The organism is Singulisphaera photorubra (assembly GCF_045290345.1).
GTDB lineage: Bacteria > Planctomycetota > Planctomycetia > Isosphaerales > Isosphaeraceae > Singulisphaera.
In genome coordinates this window covers 797,991-815,069 of the sequence record NZ_CP155447.1, presented here as the reverse complement: position 1 = coordinate 815,069, position 17,079 = coordinate 797,991, and the positions used below count along the sequence as shown (strand labels likewise).

Sequence of the window (17,079 nt, the reverse complement as noted above, 5' to 3'; positions counted from 1 at the left end):
ACCAAGAGGGAGACCGGGGCAACGTCTTCCTACCCCCAGGGCTTTGCAAAGAACCCTTGATGCCATGATCGCTAACAGTCATCTCCATTCCGTCCGACATGGACTCGTTGGTTGAGCCAGGACTTGGCGTCGTTTCAGGGCGGCCTGATTCGATGGGGTCGAATGTCACCGCGGGTCTGTCCCTGATCCAATCCCTTCCGCATGTTGCGGACAGTCGACGGCTTCCCGCCTGCAAACGGAACCAAGAGATCGGGGCCTGAAGGGCTGAGTCCCGGTCTCCCAGCGTTGACGATCCGGTCGGGATTGAACGCTCGACGACGAGCGAACCATCACAGAGGTCAGGCCGAGGCAGGTCGAAACCTGCCCCGGCGCTTCAATTTTCCTGTGATCCGACCAGACGGCCACGTCCGCAGCGGTCTTGGGGTCAGATCCGCTTCTTCTCGAGCTGCATGTTGAGCCCGAGACCGCGGATCTCGTTCGTCAAGACGTCGAAGCTCGCGGGTGTTCCGGCCTCGAGGGTATTCTCCCCCTTGACCATCGACTCGTAGATCTTCGTTCGTCCTTCGACGTCGTCGCTCTTGACCGTCAGCAGTTCCTGGAGGATGTAGGCGGCCCCGTAGGCCTCGAGTGCCCACACTTCCATTTCACCAAACCGCTGGCCGCCGAACCGAGCCTTACCACCCAACGGCTGCTGGGTGATCAAGGAGTACGGGCCGGTGGCTCGGGCGTGGATCTTGTCGTCGACCAGGTGGTGAAGCTTGAGCATGTAGAGATACCCAACCGTCACGCGCTGGTCGAACTGCTCGCCGGTGCGGCCGTCGAAGAGGAGAGCCTTGCCGTTTTCGGGCAGGCCGGCGTCTTTGAGACACTTACGAATCGTGTCTTCGCTGGCACCGTCGAAGACGGGGCAGATCGCCTGGAACCCGAGCTTGGCGGCGGCCCAGCCCAGGTGGGTCTCGAGGATCTGACCGACGTTCATACGGCTAGGCACGCCGAGCGGGTTAAGCAGGATCTCGACCGGGGTACCGTCGGGCAGGTACGGCATATCTTCTTCGGGGAGAATCTTGGCGATAACCCCCTTGTTACCGTGCCGACCGGCCATCTTGTCGCCGACCGAGATGACTCGCTTGGTCGCGATGTAGATCTTGACCATCTGGAGAACGCCCGAGGGGAGCTCATCGCCCCGTTTCAGGCTGTTCAGCCGACGGTCCTTCTCGTCTCGCAACGCTTCGATTCGGGGAGCGTATTGGCGGACCACTTTCCGCGCTTCGACGGCTCGTTCGGGGCTGCGGAGGTCGAGCGCTTCGAGCTTGAACCGCTCGCTCTCCTCGGCCAGGATCTTCGGGTCCTTTTCACGGCCCAACGGCTTGCCGGTGGACGGGTCGAGGACCGGGCCGTCCACCGCCTCTTCCAGCGCCTTGATGAGCTGCTTGTACTCTTCCGAGATCTTGACGTTCTCGAGCTGCTCGGTGTCTTTGAGTTCCTTCTCGAAGACTTTGCGTTCGTCTTCGTTGAGGCTCATTCGCCGGCTGAACCGCTGGGTGTTGATCACGATCCCTTCGACGCCCGAGGGGACTTCCAGCGAGTCATTTTTGACGTCTTCGCCGGCCCGGCCGAAGATGGCGTGGAGCAGCTTCTCTTCGGGGGTCAGTTCGCTCTTGGACTTCGGCGCCACCTTGCCCACCAGGATTTCGCCCGGCTTGACATAGGTGCCGATCCGCACGATCCCGTTCTCGTCGAGGTTCCGCAGCGCCTTCTCGGAGACGTTGGGGATGTCGCGGGTGAACTCCTCGCGTCCCAGCTTGGTCTCACGGATCTCGATCTCGAACTCCTCGATATGGATAGACGTGTAGACGTCTTCCTTCACGAGTCGTTCGCTGATGATGATGGCGTCTTCGAAGTTGTAGCCGTCCCAGGCCATGAAGCCGACCAGGACGTTGCGGCCCAGGGCCAGTTCGCCCAGGTAGGTCGCGGCGCCATCGGCCAGGATCTGCCCCTTCTTGACCTGCTGACCCGGCTCGACGACCGGCTTCTGGTTCAAGCAGGTCCGCTCGTTGAGGCCGACGTACTTGCGGAGCTTGTAGATCTGGTTGTGGTCGATGATGATCCGCGACGAGTCGACGTAGGTCACGGTGCCGTCAGCGGGCGCCTTGACGATCATCCCCGAGTTCATCGCGACGGAGCGCTCGAGGCCGGTGGCCACGATCGGCGGCTCGGCCACCAGGAGGGGGACCGCCTGACGTTGCATGTTCGAGCCCATCAACGCGCGGTTGGCGTCGTCGTGCTCGAGGAACGGGATCAGGCCGGCCGAGACGCCCACCATCTGCTTCGGCGAGATGTCCATGTACTGGACTTGGTCGACGGGGATGGTGTGGAAGTCCGTTTGGTAGCGAGCGATGACGCTCGGCCCTTTGAGCTTGCCCGAGTCTTCGGTGGGGGCGTCGGCCGGGGCGAGATAAGCCTCGCTCTCTTCGTCGGCCCGCATCCAGACCACGTTCTCGGTGCGATGCCCGTGGGTGATCTGGCGGTAAGGGGTGACGAGGAAGCCGTACTCGTCAACGCCGCCGTAGATCCCCAACGAGCTGATCAAACCGATGTTCGTTCCTTCCGGAGTTTCAATCGGGCAGATTCGGCCGTAGTGGGAAATATGGACGTCGCGGACTTCGAAGCCCGCTCGTTTCCGGTTCAAACCACCAGGGCCGAGGGCGGAGAGCCGACGTTCGTGGGTGAGCTGAGCCAGCGGGTTGGTCTGGTCAACGACCTGCGAGAGCTCGCCGCGGCCGAAGAAGTACTCGATCGCCGCGCTGATGCTCTTGGGGTTGATCAAAGAACGCGGGGTCATGTCCTCGGCGTCTTTGAGGCTCATCCGCTCCTGGACGGTGCGGCGGAGCTTGAGGAACCCCTTGCGGAGCTCGTCGGCGGCCAGCTCGTCGATGGTTCGGAGTCGGCGGTTGCCCAGGTGGTCGATATCGTCGACCTGGCCTTTGCCTTTGCGGAGGTTGAGGATGTACCGGATCGCGTTGACGTAGTCCTCGGGATCCAGGGTCATCTGGTCTTCGGGGATCGTCTGGCTGAACTTGCGGTTGATCCGGAACCGGCCGACCTTGCCGAGGCGGTAGCGATTGGTGTCGAAGAACTTCTCGTGGAAGAGTTCTTTGGCCTTCTCGAGCTGCGGGGGGTTGCCCGGTCGTAGTCGCTGGTAGATCCGGAGCAAGGCGCTTTCGTGGTCGGTGGTCGGGTCTTCCTGGAGCGAGTGGAGGATCAGGGGATCCTTCGCTTCCTTGAGGACCATGACGGGACCGAGGCTGGCGTCGGCCAGGACCTGGGCCGAAGTCTTGGAGATGGTCGAGCCACTCTCGATCAAGACTTCGCCGGTGGCCGGATCGACGATGTCGCCGCAGGCGATCCGTCCTTCGAGCAGGGCGGCCGAGGCGCTGTCGCCGGTATCCACCGCTTCGGGCTCGTAGAAGGAGGAGAGGATTGCCTCATCGGACGAGAACTGCGGGCTCATCGCGCGAAGGAGGGTCATCGCCGAGAACTTGCCCGACTGATCGATCCGGACGCCGAGCGTCTCTTTCTTGGTGACTTGGAGCTCGATCCAGCTGCCGCGTTCGGGGATGATCCGGCAGGCATGGAGCTTGCGGTCGCCCGCTTCGATCTCGACGACGAAGTCGACGCCTGGAGAGCGGTGGAGCTGGCTGACGACGACGCGTTCGGCGCCGTTGATGATGAACTCACCGCCGCCGATCATGATCGGCATATCGCCGAGGTAGACCGACTCTTCGATGGCGGCTTCCCCCTTGTTGAGGCGGAGCCAGACGTGGAGCGGCCGGCCGTAGGTCAGGCGGAGCTGACGGCACTCGTCGGGTTCGTAGCGCGGTTTGCCCAGGTCGAACTTGATGTATTCCAGTTTCAGTGTTTTGTCGTAGCTCTCGATCGGGAAGATTTCCCGGAAGACCCCTTCGAGGCCGCTGTCGGCCCGCTCTTCGGCGATGATGTCGGCCTGAAGGAATCGCTCATAGCTGCGGGTCTGGATCTCGGTCAGGTCCGGAACCGGGAACACGTCGTAGATCTTGCCGAAATTCTTTTGTGTGGGCGGAGTGATCCGACGTACGGTGGTCGCGGTGGGCATATCGTCGCGCTCCTCAAGGGGAGATGGTTGGGCGCGGGCCGTCGGCCGGTCCGACTGGGCGTTTCGAAGGGTCGCCGGTCTCGACCATCCCATGAGGAGGTCGTGCCGACCTGCCCGCGCGCCGAGACACCCCGGCGCTCGGCCTGAAGGCCGCCACCGGGGCGATTCGAGCGATTCGAGGGAGCGGCGGGCGTCTTGCACGCGGCCTGTAGCCGGACAAGGCGTCGTCGCGAACGGAAACGACGGGGTTCGTCACGAGACGTTTCGGTCCAGGTCAACTCGCCCCTCGTCTCATCCATGGGCATTGAGGAAGCCGCTGGACGGTAAAACCGTCGCGGCTTCCTCAACACGACCCGGAGTGCGAAAGCGGTCCCGGATTCCGTCGGTCCGAGGCGGATTACTTGATCTTGACCGTGGCGCCGGCCTCTTCGAGCTCTTTCTTGAGCTTCTCGGCGTCTTCCTTGGAGATGGCCGTCTTGATCGCCTTGGGGGCGGCTTCGACGGCGTCCTTGGCCTCTTTCAGGCCGAGGCCGGTGGCGGCGCGGACGACCTTGATCACGTTGATCTTGTTGGCGCCGAACGCTTCCAGGACCACGTCGAACTCGGTCTGAGCCGCGGCGGCTTCAACCGGGGCGGCGGCAGCGGCGGGACCCGCGACAACGGCGGCAGCGGCCGGCTTGATGCCGTGAACTTCTTCCAGGTAGTCGCCCAGGGCCTTGGCTTCCAGGACGGTCAGCTTGACGATCGAGTCGCCCAGGGTCTTGATGTTGTCGGCGAAGGTCGCGGTCTCGGCGGTGGACATGAGTCGTGAGGTCCTTTCCTTTACGCAGCTTCGGCGAGGGCGGTTGCCCCCGGCGACGTAGAGTGTCGAATACCAAAAAAGGCGGATGAATGCGGATCAAAAAAGCGCCTTCGTCCCCCGGCACCACGCCGGGGACGTCCTACCCCTTGGCAAAGAGGGTGGGCGCTCTGGAGTACAATCGGGTCAGCCCCCCGCCTCGGTGGCGGGGGCCGAAGCGTCGGCGGCCTCGGCCTCAGCGTCGGGCTCAGTCGCGGCGTCGTCTTCCGGCGCGCCTTCGGACAGAGTCTTCAGCTGGCTCAAGAGTCCGCTGGCCGGAGCATTGGCCAACGACACCACACGCTGGGCGGGCGACATGGCCATCGCCGCCACGCGGCCGATCAAGGCCTCGCGGCTGGGCAGCTTGGTGATGTCCTCGACCTGAGACGGGCCGATGACGACGCCATCAACCGCTCCCCCCTTGATCTCGGGCTTCTTCAGCGCCTTGACCTGGGTGGAGATCTCCTTGGCCAGTTCGGCGACTCCATCGCCGCCCCAGACGGCGACCGACGGTCCTTCCAGGAACTGCGCCAGTCCATCCATCCCCATCTCAGAGAAGATCCGGCGGGCGAGCGTGTTCTTGAGAGTCCGGATCTTGATCGACTTCTTGCGCAAGTCGCGGCGGAACTGGTGTTCGGCGACCGCGCCCAGCCCTTTGAGGTCCAGGATCAGGACCGAACGGCTGCCGTCCAGGTCGGTCCTCAACTGGTCCATCATCAATTCTTTGACGTATTTGCTCATGATCGCGTCGCTGCCTCGCTGGGGCGGTTGCCGGTCACGCCAGGACCCGGATACCCGGGCTCATGGTGGCCGAGATGGTGACCGAGCGGAGGTAAGTCCCCTTAGCGGCCGCCGGCTTGACCGTCTGGAGGTGCTTCAGGAATGCCGTGATGTTCTCGAAGAGCTGCGAGTCGGTGAAGTTCAGCTTGCCGACCGGGGCGGCGACATTGCCTCCCTTGTCGTTGCGGAACTCGATCTTCCCCGCTTTGAACTCGCGGACCGCCGAGCTGATGTCGGTCGCCACGGTGCCTGATCGCGGCGAGGGCATCAAGCCGCGGGGACCGAGCAACCGGCCGAGCGGGCCGACAACACCCATCATGTCCGGGGTCGCCAGCGCGACGTCGAAGTCCAGGAATCCCCCCTTGATCTTGGCGGCGAGGTCGTCGCCACCCACGATGTCGGCGCCGGCGGCCGTGGCCTTCTCGGCGTTTTCACCTTGGGCGAACACGGCGACCCGAACGCTCTTACCGATCCCGTGCGGCAAGGCGACCGAGCCACGGACGTTCTGGTCGCTCTGACGCGGGTCGATCCCCAGGTTGGTCGACACTTCGACCGTCTGGTTGAACTTCGTCGTCCCGAAGGTCTTCAAATGGCGGATCGCATCCTCGAGAGGGACCGGATCTTCGGTCACCTTCTCGCGCAAGGCGCGATAGCGTTTCGACTGACTAGGCAAGTTCGCGCTCCTTTCCGGAGGGCTGCCGCCGTACTGTCACCCGATCGCGTCGCGATCGGGATTCCCCAAGGGCGGGCGGTCGCGCCAAGGGGGGCCGGGGACCGGGAATATCCCGCCCCGAGCCGTGGCTGCTCTTCACGGTGATTGGACCAGGGGCCGTTTCAACCCTTGATCTCGATCCCCATGCTCCGCGCTGTGCCCGCGATGATGCGGCAGGCATGCTCGATGTCGCGTGCGTTGAGGTCGGCGATCTTGGTCTCGGCAATCTTCTTGACTTGTTCGGCGGTCACGCTGCCGACCTTGGTCTTGTGCGGCTCGGCCGACCCGGAGGCCACACCAGCCGTCTGCTTCAAGAGAACGGCGGCGGGCGGGCTCTTGGTGATGAACTCGAACGAGCGATCGGAGTAGATCGTGATCTCGACCGGGATCGTCGTCCCCTTCATGTCCTTCGTTCGGTCGTTGAACTGCATCACGAACTGACCGATGTTGACACCATGCTGGCCAAGGGCCGGCCCGACCGGAGGCGCGGGGGTCGCCTGCCCGCCCGGACACTGGAGCTTCACCTTCGCCGTCATCACCTTGGCCATCGTCGTCTCCCGTCGGGTCCGTTATGGATCGCGGCGGCCGGGGGATGGTGATCGCTCTCACCCATCCCGCACACCGCGACGCCGTGGATCCCGCGTTTCCTCAGGTCAGATAGGTTCCACTTGCCAGTATTCGAGGTCGACCGGCGTGGGCCGGTTGAAGATGATCAGCATGACCTTGACCAGGCCGCGGGCCTCGATCACTTCCTCGACCGTCCCTTCGAAGTTCTCGAACGGACCGTCCTTGATCTTCACCCGGTCGCCGCGCTCGACGTTGATCCGGATCGTCGGGACCTTGTCCGTCTTGGCCGTTTCCTGGCCGAGCATCTGGTTGACTTCGGTCTCGGTCATCTTGGTCGGCGTGCCATGCGCCCCCACGAAATCGCCGACACCGGGAGTCTCGCGGACGGTGAACCAGGTCTTTTCGTTGAGCTCCATCTCGACCATGATATAGCCGGGATAGGTTTTTCGCTCGACGATCCGTTTCTTGTTGTTCCGGATCTCGGTGATCTTTTCGGTGGGGACCACGATCCGGCTGAAATAGCGTTCGAGTCCCTGGATCTTGACCCGGCGCTCGAGGGCGTCGCGAATCGTATCCTCACGCGAGCTCTGGACCTTGAGCACGTACCAAACCAGCTCGATCTTCTCCTCGTCGTCGTCCACGACCGGGCTGGCCGCTTTCGATTTCGACTCGGGTTCGGATTTTGCGACTGGCTCGGGTTCCGGGGCAAGTCGAGCCGATTCAATCGGCTGGCCGCCGTCGGGGGTCTGCTCTTCGACTTCGAACGCAGGGGATTCATCCTCCGCGGCGACGGTCGGCGGTTCATCCGGCCCCAAGGACCCGCTGCCGGGTGGGACCGAATCGGGGATCTCGTCAGTCGGGTGACTCATGCAACGCCATGCGGGGATGGAGGCCAAGGACCAGGGGAAACCACCAACGGGACGCGAGGAGTCCGGAGACCGCCGCGGCGGAACCGGAGGCGGCCGGAAGGGGACGGGTCGGGGTTAGCCGGCATTCGAGCCGAACGCTCCCCCTCCTCCAAATTTCAGGACACCGAGGATCTGAAGCAGGTTCGACCACACCCAGTCGACCCCGAACAGATAGACCGACATCAGGACGACGGTCGAGAGCACGACGGTCGTGGCGCGGTAGAGATCGTCGCGACTGGTCCACGAGACCTTGTTCATCTCGGCTTCGGTGGCGATCAGGAACTCAACGAACGGAGGGTATTCCACCAGGCGGAAGATGAACCAGGCGAACGCCAGGCCGAGCGCCGCGGGGACGCCGAACCGGATCCCCGGAGTGGAAGAGAGGAGCGTGTCGTAGAGCCGCCAGAGACCCAATGCCACGATGATTCCGAGGCCAGCGGCGGTGTAGATCCGCGCGTGACGTCCCTGCTTCGGCTTGTGGAGGCTAGCGCTGAAGAGGTTCGTGACGAACAGGGCAAAATCCTTGCGGCGCTTGGATCCTCCTCCCGTTGCCCCCGCCTTCGGGGGCTTCGACGCCTTCGACGCCGGCGCTCCATCTTTGACTTTGCCCATGGCTACTTTCTCGCGTGCAAGTGGACGGGACACAACTTCGTGGAGGTCGTTTCGCGGTCACGTTTTCGGGGGGAGGCCTCGGGTTTTCATCCGAGGGGACCTATCGGAGGCGTCGGAGAATCCGAATCAAGTCGGTCCTCTTCGGCCAAGAAGCACGAGCGGAGGGAATCGAACCCCCAACCGCCGGTTTTGGAGACCGGTGCTCTACCAATTGAGCTACGCTCGTCGCTAACAAACCCCCTGAACGGATCGGCCGAGCTTGACTACGAAGCCCGGCACCAGCGCCGTTGTTGTTTCCATCGGAAATGGGACGGCCCGGCACGGCAAACTCGCCGTCCGCCGGGTCCGGACCATAACATTTCGTCTGAGTCGCCTACTTCTTCCGCGATTCTTTGTGCGGCGTGTGCTTGCGATCGCGCCGGCAGTATTTCTTCAATTCGAGACGATCGGCACCGCGTGTTTCCTTCTGCGTCCGGTAGTTCCGGTCTCCGCAGGCGGTGCATTCTAGCCAGACGTACTCGCGCATCTACCCACTCCCGCGCCGGTGCGAACGGCCGCCGCCGCCCTGAAAAGGAGCGGCTGGCGGCAAATTGCACAGATCAAGTTCACTGAAGGATCTTGGTCACAACGCCGGCGCCGACGGTCTTGCCCCCTTCACGGATGGCGAACCGCAGGTTCTCTTCCATCGCGATGGGGGTGTGCAGCTCGACGGTCATCTTGATGTTGTCGCCGGGCATGCACATTTCGGCTTCGCTGTTGTCCTCCGAGAGGAGGTTCAAAACCGAGCCGGTCACGTCGGTCGTCCGGAAGTAGAACTGGGGCCGGTATCCCTTGAAGAACGGCGTATGCCGTCCACCTTCGTCCTTCGAGAGGACGTAGACCTCGGCCTCGAACTTGGTGTGCGGGGTGATCGATCCGGGCTTGCAGATAACCTGCCCACGCTCGAGATCGGTCTTTTCAATGCCTCGCAAGAGCACGCCGACGTTGTCTCCGGCCTGGCCGAAGTCCATCGTCTTCTGGAACATTTCAACGCCGGTGACGACCGAATTCTTGTTGGCGTTGAAGCCAACGATTTCGACCGCTTCACCAACCTTGATCGAACCACGCTCAATCTTGCCCGTGCCGACGGTACCACGACCTTTGATCGAGAACACGTCTTCGATCGGCATCAGGAACGGCTTGTCCACCGCCCGAACCGGCTCGGGAATGTAGTCGTCCATCGACTTAACCAAGTCGAGGATCGGCTGAGCTGCGACCGGGTCGGTCGGATTCTCGTAGGCGGGGCGGCTGCAACCGCGGGTGATCGGGATCTCGTCGCCGGGGAACTTGTAGTGGGTCAGGAGCTCACGCAGCTCCATTTCGACCAACTCCAACAGCTCCTCATCGTCGACCAGGTCGATCTTGTTGAGGAAGACCACCAAGGCGGGGACGCCGACCTGACGAGCCAGGAGGATGTGCTCGCGGGTCTGCGGCATCGGTCCGTCGGCCGCCGAAACCACGAGAATCGCGCCGTCCATTTGGGCGGCACCCGTGATCATGTTCTTGATATAGTCAGCGTGACCCGGGCAATCGATGTGGGCGTAGTGGCGCTTTTCGCTCTCATACTCGACGTGCGAGACGGCAATCGTGACCGTCTTGTTGGCGTCGCGGACCGTTCCGCCCTTGGCGATGTCCTTGTAATCCTTCTTCTTGGCCTGGCCATGAGCGGCGAGAACCGAGAGGAGGGCTGCCGTGAGCGTCGTCTTGCCGTGGTCGATGTGCCCGATCGTTCCCACGTTGACGTGTGGTTTTGTCCGGGTGAACGTTTCCTTTGCCATTGCTTAGCGCCTTACGGCATCCCTGGTGTTCGTTTGGCGGGGACCCGCCCAGCCGCCCCACACGTCAACAATGGTCCGCTCCGGGCGGGACTACCCAGCGGCCTGGGGCCGACCTCTGGGTCCAACTCGCACCGCCCGGACTTGGGCGTCGCCCAAAAGCTGCCGCTGGGATTTGAACCCAGGACCTCGTCCTTACCAAGGACGCGCTCTACCAACTGAGCCACGGCAGCATTTGATTCAAAACCGAACACGTTGCGAGAGCAGAATTCGGGCGACTCAGTTCTGCTCAAGGAACCTCAAGGAATCAGCCAAGCCCGCACTCCCCGCTTTCGGACCTGAGAGCGGGTGATGGGAATCGAACCCACGTTGCCTGCTTGGAAGGCAGGTACTCTACCATTGAGTTACACCCGCGATTTAGGCGACCTTAAGGCCGATGGATCGGGGAGACTCGTTCTTGGCTTGATCCTGGGTCTGAATGAACTTACCTGATTTCGCTCTAGTTCACGAGGCCCTTTCATTCCTTTTTTTTCTTGAGGACCTCTTGTCACTACGGTTCGGCAGTGGGTGGAGCAGGATTCGAACCTGCGAAGGTAGAACCAGCAGATTTACAGTCTGCCCCCTTTGGCCACTTGGGTATCCACCCGACTTGGACTCATGTCCCTTACACCGACATCACTTCTCTTGGCCTGCGTTTTCTTCTTGTTTCAGACCTCACGTGCTCAATTCGCCAGGGCAGAACTAGAGAGCTGGCGGTGAGAGTCGAACTCACAACCGTCGGTTTACAAAACCGGTGCTCTGCCAGTTGAGCTACGCCAGCATTGGCAAGGCCGTGAAATTTCTAAATATACCGCCGCGTTCGAGAGTTTCAAGATCACTTTTTCACGGTTCCGGCGGTTTTCGTCTGCTTGCCACAAAGCCCTTGGGGCTGAGGGCGATACCCGTTGGTTTCACCATCGGGTATTCAGAGCGAAGACGACCGCGTTCGTCCGGAGGCGATCTTTGGAAGGCCGCCGGTGAAACGCGGTCGTAGCCAGACTCGATGTTACTCGTTTTTTTGTGAGCAACGTCGTGAGTCGGTAATAGTAGCGAGTCGTCGTGGCGGGTGCAAGGGGATCTTCCGGAAAACTTCGTTCTTTCGTGCAAGTCACTGGTTTTAGAGCATGGGGAGGTCGAGTTTTTCTTCGATGGCGATCTTGCGAAGCTTGTCTTGGGCACGCGATTCGATCTGCCGTACGCGTTCCTTGGTGATGCCGAGTTCGCGGCCGAGTTGTTCGAGGGTCTGCTCGCTGACCCCGTTGATCCCATACCGGCTGATGATGATCCGGCGTTCGCGATCGTCGAGGCGTCCGAGCATGCCCTTGACGGCTTCCTGGTTGCGACGTTGGGCCGATTCGTATTCGTGCTCGTCGATCCGGGTGTCAGCGGCCGCCTCGAACATTTCCTCGTGACCGGTGACGAACCGGTCGCGACGGTAGTTCTCTTCGGGGATCGTTCGCGCAAAGTTCTTCATGATCGCCCACGAGGCGTATGTGCTGAATTTGTTGCCTCGAGCGTAGTCGAACTTCTCCACGGCTCGGATTAACGACATGTTCCCGTCGGAGACCAGCTCAAAAAAGTTATTCGATGGACCGACGTGCCGCTTGGCGATGGAGACGACCAACCGGAGGTTGGAGCGGATGATCTGGTTCTTGACCGCCAGCGCTTCTTCTTGGAGTCGTTCTATCTCGTCGAGGTCACTAGTGCGGGCTCGGCCGGGATCGATCTGATCGCGGAGCCGGTTGGCGAGACACTTCAAGTAGTTCATTTTGCGGAACAGGTGGGCTTCCTGCTCGCGGCCGAGTAAGGGGACCTCGTAGAGGCTGGCCAGGTAAGGGGGAAGTCCCTTGGGGGCCTTGGTGCGGCGCGGGGCTTTACCGTCGGTCGGCAGAGGCATCGGTCCCAGGATGGACTCGGCAGCCGCGGGATCGTCGAAGCTCGCGTGCCCCATGAATTCGAGCTTGACGCTCAAGATCCGCAAGGCGCGCATCTCGTTGATAACGCGATAGACGCTCGAGCGGGTCCGACCGAATTGCGTGGCCAGAACCTCGGCCGAAACGCCGCGGCGATAGAGTCGGTAGATTTGTCCCTTGGCCTCCTCGTCGAGAGGCCCGGCCATCGGGGGAAAGATGGCCCGGTCGGGATGACTGCGGTCGTAGCTCTTCAGAGTCGTTCGAACGGTTTCCGTGGAGCGTCCCATTTTTCGAGCAATCCTCCGCGCAATCTCAACCAGGCCCCCCTGGCCGACCTGCGCCATCCGACGAGCGCGACGAATGATCTCGTCACGCTCCTCGTCGGTTAGATTTCGGAAACGAGTTCCTCGGTCGACCTGATCGCGGTGCGACTCAACGAATCGCATCACACTCGACTCGAGAAACCCGACCTTGGTGCGCCCGTCGATGACAAACCGTCGGGCCACTAACCCTTGCCGCCGCCACCGCGTGATCGTCCGGGTCGACACGTTGAAGCGAAGCGAGACCGCCTCGACCGTCAGCACCGGCTCAGCCGCTTGCTCGACCGCTTGCCCTACCGTCCCTGAGAGGTCCTCAATGAAGAGCCGGAGGTCGTGCCGAACCCCACTCCCCTCCAGCAGAAGCTCGGGGGCCGTCTCGGGACGATAGCCCTTGATCCGATACCAGAGATATTCATACGGATACTGCTTCTCCGGCTGAATCTCCCCCAGCAACGTCTCGGCCCGATCCACCTGTTCGAGACGCTCCTGTTTCGGGGCGAAACGAGCCTGCTGCTCCTTCAGTTGTTTCAGAGCCGGGTGGCAATAGCTGCTCCCCATCCTCGGAATTCTCCCCCAGGCGAACCCCTCATCCTCAAACCCATTGCGGCCCGTCATCCGTGGGGAATACCGACCGGTACGCCTCACTCATCTTATTTAAATCTTCGCATCCCTCTTCACTTCAAGAAAGCCCTCTCCCTTCCTGAGGGCGAGTCCGCTTCCCAGGTTCGCGCAATTTGTACTACGCAAACCAAGTGCCTTTAGGTCGTAAATACGCGTTGATCTCCGACATCGGTGACGGTATCGACCGCTTCCTTCGAGATTGAAACGCCCGTTTCAAACAGACGTTTTAACTCGGCGGTTTGTTCGCAAAATTCGCTTTGCGGTTTCACTCTTTGACCGACAAGCCTGGCCCCAAGTTCCCATCTCTCTTGGATTTTCGATGCGCAGCCCTCCGTCTGGAATTCGGTCGGTCAGCGACGTGATGAGGGGGGGGGCGGATATGAGAGAAACCCCGATCCGACGCAAGCCTACCGCGGTTTTATGTCTGCTTACCTTCGAATACGAAGGGCTTCCGGTTTCGTGACCAACGCATTGTGGCGTGCATGCAGATTTTGGAGGATTTGCCTCCCGTTTCCTCAACGTTGGGAAAAATTGGCTGGAGGGAGACCAGGTTGAGGGCTTGGGGGCATCTATGGGGAACACCTCCATTTATTGGGGACGGATTCGGCCGGGAGGGAGGAGCGGCCCATTCGATGGCGTCCGGGGAGGTCTGCGGAATTGACAGCGCGGTTCCGGACCTACTAGAGTCAGTTGAGGTTCAACCTTGAGGAACTCATCATCCGAGCTGGAAGTTACCGGGTCTTGAGCCGGGAAGTTCGTTGAGCCAAGAGGAGCTAAGGATGGCCTTGTTTAGAGGTTCCGTGATCGGGCTGGTGATTCTCGGGGTGGGCCTGACCGTCTCCGGGGCCGATGTCGATGAGCCGGTGACGTTGCGTGACTCCGCACAGGTTGGTGACTCGACCAAGGTGCTCGTCGCCTTGAAGGCTGAGGGGCTTTATCGGCCTGCTCCCGCTCCCAACACGCCCAAGTCCGAGCCCGTCAAGTCATTGAAGCTGAAGGTCGAGACGCGGCTCGAATTTGTCGAGCGGGTGCTCGTGACTGACCCAGCGGGGGCGCAAGGGCGAGCCACTCGGGTGGTCCGCAAGGTGAGTCAGGCGGCTTCTGCGATCAACGGTGAGATTCGGCCGACGGCCGCGGTGCTTCGGCCGGAGGTCGCTCTGCTCGTCGCCGAACCACGCGCGGGCGGAGTGGTCGTGTTCAGCATCGGAGGACCGTTGACTCGCTCCGAGTTGGAGTTGGTTCAGGCGGCGGGAGACCCGTTGGCCCTGCATACCCTGCTCACGGACAAGCCGGTCAAGGTGGGGGATTCCTGGAAGGTTGGGGACGACGCGGCGCGGTCCCTGAGTTCGTACGACGCCCTGATCGAGAACGCGCTTCAGGCCAAGGTCGAATCGATCGACGCCCGCACGGTCAAAATCCACCTGGAAGGGAACGTCCGAGGGTCGGTGCTCGGTGGTGAAGGGAAAATGCTCTTTGATGGCACGTTGAGCCTCGACCGCGCCTTGGGCCGGATCGAGCGGCTGGACCTTCAACGTTCCGAGGCAAGGAAGCCGGGCGCGGTCGAGGCCGGGCTGGAGATGAGGAGTACCCTGACCGTCACCCGGCAGCCGGTCGAGCCCTCGGCCCTGATTGGTGACGACGCCCTCGCGGGGGGAGTGACGGAGCCCGACCCTCAACGCGAGCAATTGCTGCTGGTTTCGCCCGACGGTAAGTACACCATGAGGCACGACCGCAACTGGCACACGTACTGGGACGATCAGCGGCTGACGGTGCTCAAGCGACTCGACCGCGGAGTGGTCGTTGCGCAGTGCAACCTCATGAAGGGGCCGAACGCGGGCAAAGGGCGGCATCAGGACCTGAAACAGTTCCGAAACGATCTCCGCAGCGCCTTGGGATCCAGGTTTTCCTCGTTCCTCGGCGAAGGGGAAGTCGAGGGTGACCCGGCGGGTGGCTTCCGCTATAAGGTCGGCGTGCAGGGGCGTGAGGGGAACCTCGGTCTGGTCTGGTACTATTACCTCATCGCCAGCCCCGACGGTGATCAGTTGCTCGCGACGTTCACCCAGGCTGATGATCAGGTCAAAACCTTCGGCGACCAGGATCTGCTCTTGATCGGGTCGCTCCGTTGGCGGGACGCGCCGGAGACTTCTCCACGTCCTAATCCCAATCCCAATCCCTAACCTAACTAACACCTGGCCCGGTTCGGTTCAGTTCGGCTGAGTCCGGGTCGAGAGTTCTCTTGGGTCGGCGTTCGACGGTTCCCCATTCGAAATCGAGGCGTTCCCATGCGGTGGAGGCGATCTATCGGGTCGGTCTGGGGTGGTTTGCTCGCCGCCTCGTTGGCGAGTGGATCGGCACTCGGCCAGCAGGCAGCTCCGGCTCCGCCGCCCTCAGGCGAGTCCCAGTCGGTGACCGACCTGGTCACGCGGTTCCGCTTCGTCGAGCACTACGAGAAAACGGAAGCGAAGACCACGCCGGGCTCGATCGGCCAGTACCGGGTGGTCACCAGCGACACGATCAAGGTGGCCACCGAGAAGCCTCAGGGGACACCCGATCGAAACGAAGCGACTCAGGAGACCGACTATCGCGAGCGGCCGGCCGAACTGACGGGTGGGGACAAGATCAAGGCCGGGGTTCGCGAGTACGCAGCCTATCGGGTCATCCCCAACCCGAACACTAAGCCGTCGCGGCCGGACCCTCTCAAGGGCCTGACGATCTGGTATCAGCCTCATGAGGGGACCGACCCGTTGGTGCTGAGCCTCACCAAGGACCGGAGCCTGCGTGAGGATGAGTACACGATCATTCGCAGAGAGATTTACCTGCCTGATCTTGGAGCTCTGCTGCCGACCATCCCCAGCCGGGTTGGTGATCGCTGGGCCATCTCGAAGACGGGGGGGCGAGCCCTGCTCGGGTCAATCACACTGCCGCTGGCGGCCACCTTGCAGCAGGTCCGCCAGGCGGCGGAAGGGCCGAACTGGGAAGCCGTCATCGCGGTGACGGGGCGGTCGCCGGCCGGCCGCTCGAATACGAGCAGTCTCGCGGTCAATGCCCAACTCGTATTCCGGTTCCCAGCGCCGGGCTCCGACGGGGGGAAGGAACCGGCCGCCGAGAAAGCGAAAGAGACGTTGGTGGATGCGCGTGGGGCGATTGTGGAACTCCGCATGGCCACCTTCGCGGCCACCCCGCTCCCCCCCAACGGCCGTCTCCGCCAGACCGTGACGCGGGAGTTGATTGTCGACCGGCGGATCGACGATGTTGGCGAAGTGCTGCCGCTTCCGGATACCGCTCCGGTCGCGACCGAGGAGAACTCGTGGCTGAGCTACGACGACCCGCAAGGCAAGTTCCACTTTCGCTACCCGCAAGAGTTCCGTCCGGGTCGGCCGCCGGATGATCTCTCGATGGAACTGGTTCGGCTTCGTCCCGGTGGTCCCGACACCCTGGAGTTTCAGCGCGTCATCAAGACAGGGGATGCCGAGGCGGATCGACTGAATCGTGACCCTGAGTTCCACCTCAAGATGCTGAAAGAAGAGTGGCGGCAGAACCGCTTTACCGTGATCCCAGGGCCGCACGCCTGGCTGCCCGAGGCTGACTGGGCCGCCGCCAAGCGAAAAGTCTACCGCGCAGAGTCGGTCTTGAAGGGGACCCAGGCCAACGGCAAAGGCGAGCTCCGAGTCCACAACGACCTCTATTTCATCCTCTTCGGACGCGACGAGAGCCTGGTCGTCACCTCCAACACGGTCCAGGACCCCGCCACCCCGTTCCGCGACCAGGTCGAGGCGATCATCAGGACGTTCGACTACGGCCCAACACCGGAAGCCCAATAGCG

At 62.2% G+C, this 17,079-nt stretch carries 12 protein-coding genes and 5 tRNA genes; 2 read left to right on the top strand and 15 right to left on the bottom strand.

The window, feature by feature from the left end; genetic code table 11:
- Positions 1-424: 424 nt before the first annotated feature.
- The 15 genes from rpoB to V5E97_RS02985 all read right to left on the bottom strand — a co-directional run bounded on the left by rpoB (position 425) and on the right by V5E97_RS02985 (position 13,193).
- Complete coding sequence (gene rpoB / locus V5E97_RS03055; RefSeq protein WP_406697814.1) at positions 425-4,132, bottom strand: DNA-directed RNA polymerase subunit beta; 3,708 nt, start codon at positions 4,130-4,132, stop codon at positions 425-427.
- A 397-nt stretch (positions 4,133-4,529) separates the two neighbouring features.
- A complete protein-coding gene (rplL, locus tag V5E97_RS03050) occupies positions 4,530-4,934 on the bottom strand; it encodes a 50S ribosomal protein L7/L12 (protein WP_015244122.1) in 405 nt (134 codons plus the stop codon).
- A gap of 183 nt (positions 4,935-5,117) precedes the next feature.
- Entirely contained in the window at positions 5,118-5,711 is a 594-nt protein-coding gene (rplJ, locus tag V5E97_RS03045; protein ID WP_406697813.1) for a 50S ribosomal protein L10, read from the bottom strand.
- Positions 5,712-5,745: 34 nt separating this feature from the next.
- Positions 5,746-6,423, bottom strand: a complete 678-nt coding sequence (gene rplA, locus V5E97_RS03040; protein WP_406697812.1) for a 50S ribosomal protein L1 — start codon at positions 6,421-6,423, stop codon at positions 5,746-5,748.
- Between the two features lie 161 nt (positions 6,424-6,584).
- Entirely contained in the window at positions 6,585-7,010 is a 426-nt protein-coding gene (gene rplK / locus V5E97_RS03035; RefSeq protein WP_015244125.1) for a 50S ribosomal protein L11, read from the bottom strand.
- 105 nt (positions 7,011-7,115) lie between these two features.
- Positions 7,116-7,898, bottom strand: coding sequence for a transcription termination/antitermination protein NusG (gene nusG, locus V5E97_RS03030; RefSeq protein WP_406697811.1), 783 nt, complete (start codon positions 7,896-7,898; stop codon positions 7,116-7,118).
- Positions 7,899-8,012: 114 nt separating this feature from the next.
- A complete protein-coding gene (gene secE, locus V5E97_RS03025) occupies positions 8,013-8,549 on the bottom strand; it encodes a preprotein translocase subunit SecE (protein ID WP_406697809.1) in 537 nt (178 codons plus the stop codon).
- 153 nt (positions 8,550-8,702) lie between these two features.
- A tRNA-Trp gene (locus V5E97_RS03020) sits at positions 8,703-8,775 on the bottom strand.
- A gap of 147 nt (positions 8,776-8,922) precedes the next feature.
- Positions 8,923-9,075, bottom strand: coding sequence for a 50S ribosomal protein L33 (rpmG, locus tag V5E97_RS03015; RefSeq protein WP_015244128.1), 153 nt, complete (start codon positions 9,073-9,075; stop codon positions 8,923-8,925).
- Positions 9,076-9,154: 79 nt separating this feature from the next.
- Positions 9,155-10,366 (bottom strand): elongation factor Tu, encoded by a 1,212-nt coding sequence (gene tuf / locus V5E97_RS03010; protein ID WP_074309862.1) that lies wholly within the window; start codon positions 10,364-10,366, stop codon positions 9,155-9,157.
- A gap of 157 nt (positions 10,367-10,523) precedes the next feature.
- Positions 10,524-10,596 (bottom strand) — tRNA-Thr (locus V5E97_RS03005).
- A 110-nt stretch (positions 10,597-10,706) separates the two neighbouring features.
- A tRNA-Gly gene (locus V5E97_RS03000) sits at positions 10,707-10,777 on the bottom strand.
- A gap of 150 nt (positions 10,778-10,927) precedes the next feature.
- Positions 10,928-11,009: transfer RNA gene (locus V5E97_RS02995), tRNA-Tyr, on the bottom strand.
- 101 nt (positions 11,010-11,110) lie between these two features.
- A tRNA-Thr gene (locus V5E97_RS02990) sits at positions 11,111-11,183 on the bottom strand.
- Positions 11,184-11,519: 336 nt separating this feature from the next.
- Complete coding sequence (locus tag V5E97_RS02985; RefSeq protein WP_406697808.1) at positions 11,520-13,193, bottom strand: sigma-70 family RNA polymerase sigma factor; 1,674 nt, start codon at positions 13,191-13,193, stop codon at positions 11,520-11,522.
- Between the two features lie 842 nt (positions 13,194-14,035).
- Between V5E97_RS02985 and V5E97_RS02980 the strand changes: the two genes are divergently transcribed.
- Both V5E97_RS02980 and V5E97_RS02975 read left to right on the top strand, forming a co-directional pair.
- Positions 14,036-15,433, top strand: a complete 1,398-nt coding sequence (locus tag V5E97_RS02980) for a hypothetical protein (protein WP_406697807.1) — start codon at positions 14,036-14,038, stop codon at positions 15,431-15,433.
- Between the two features lie 105 nt (positions 15,434-15,538).
- Positions 15,539-17,077, top strand: coding sequence for a hypothetical protein (locus V5E97_RS02975; protein ID WP_406697806.1), 1,539 nt, complete (start codon positions 15,539-15,541; stop codon positions 17,075-17,077).
- Positions 17,078-17,079: the final 2 nt, after the last annotated feature.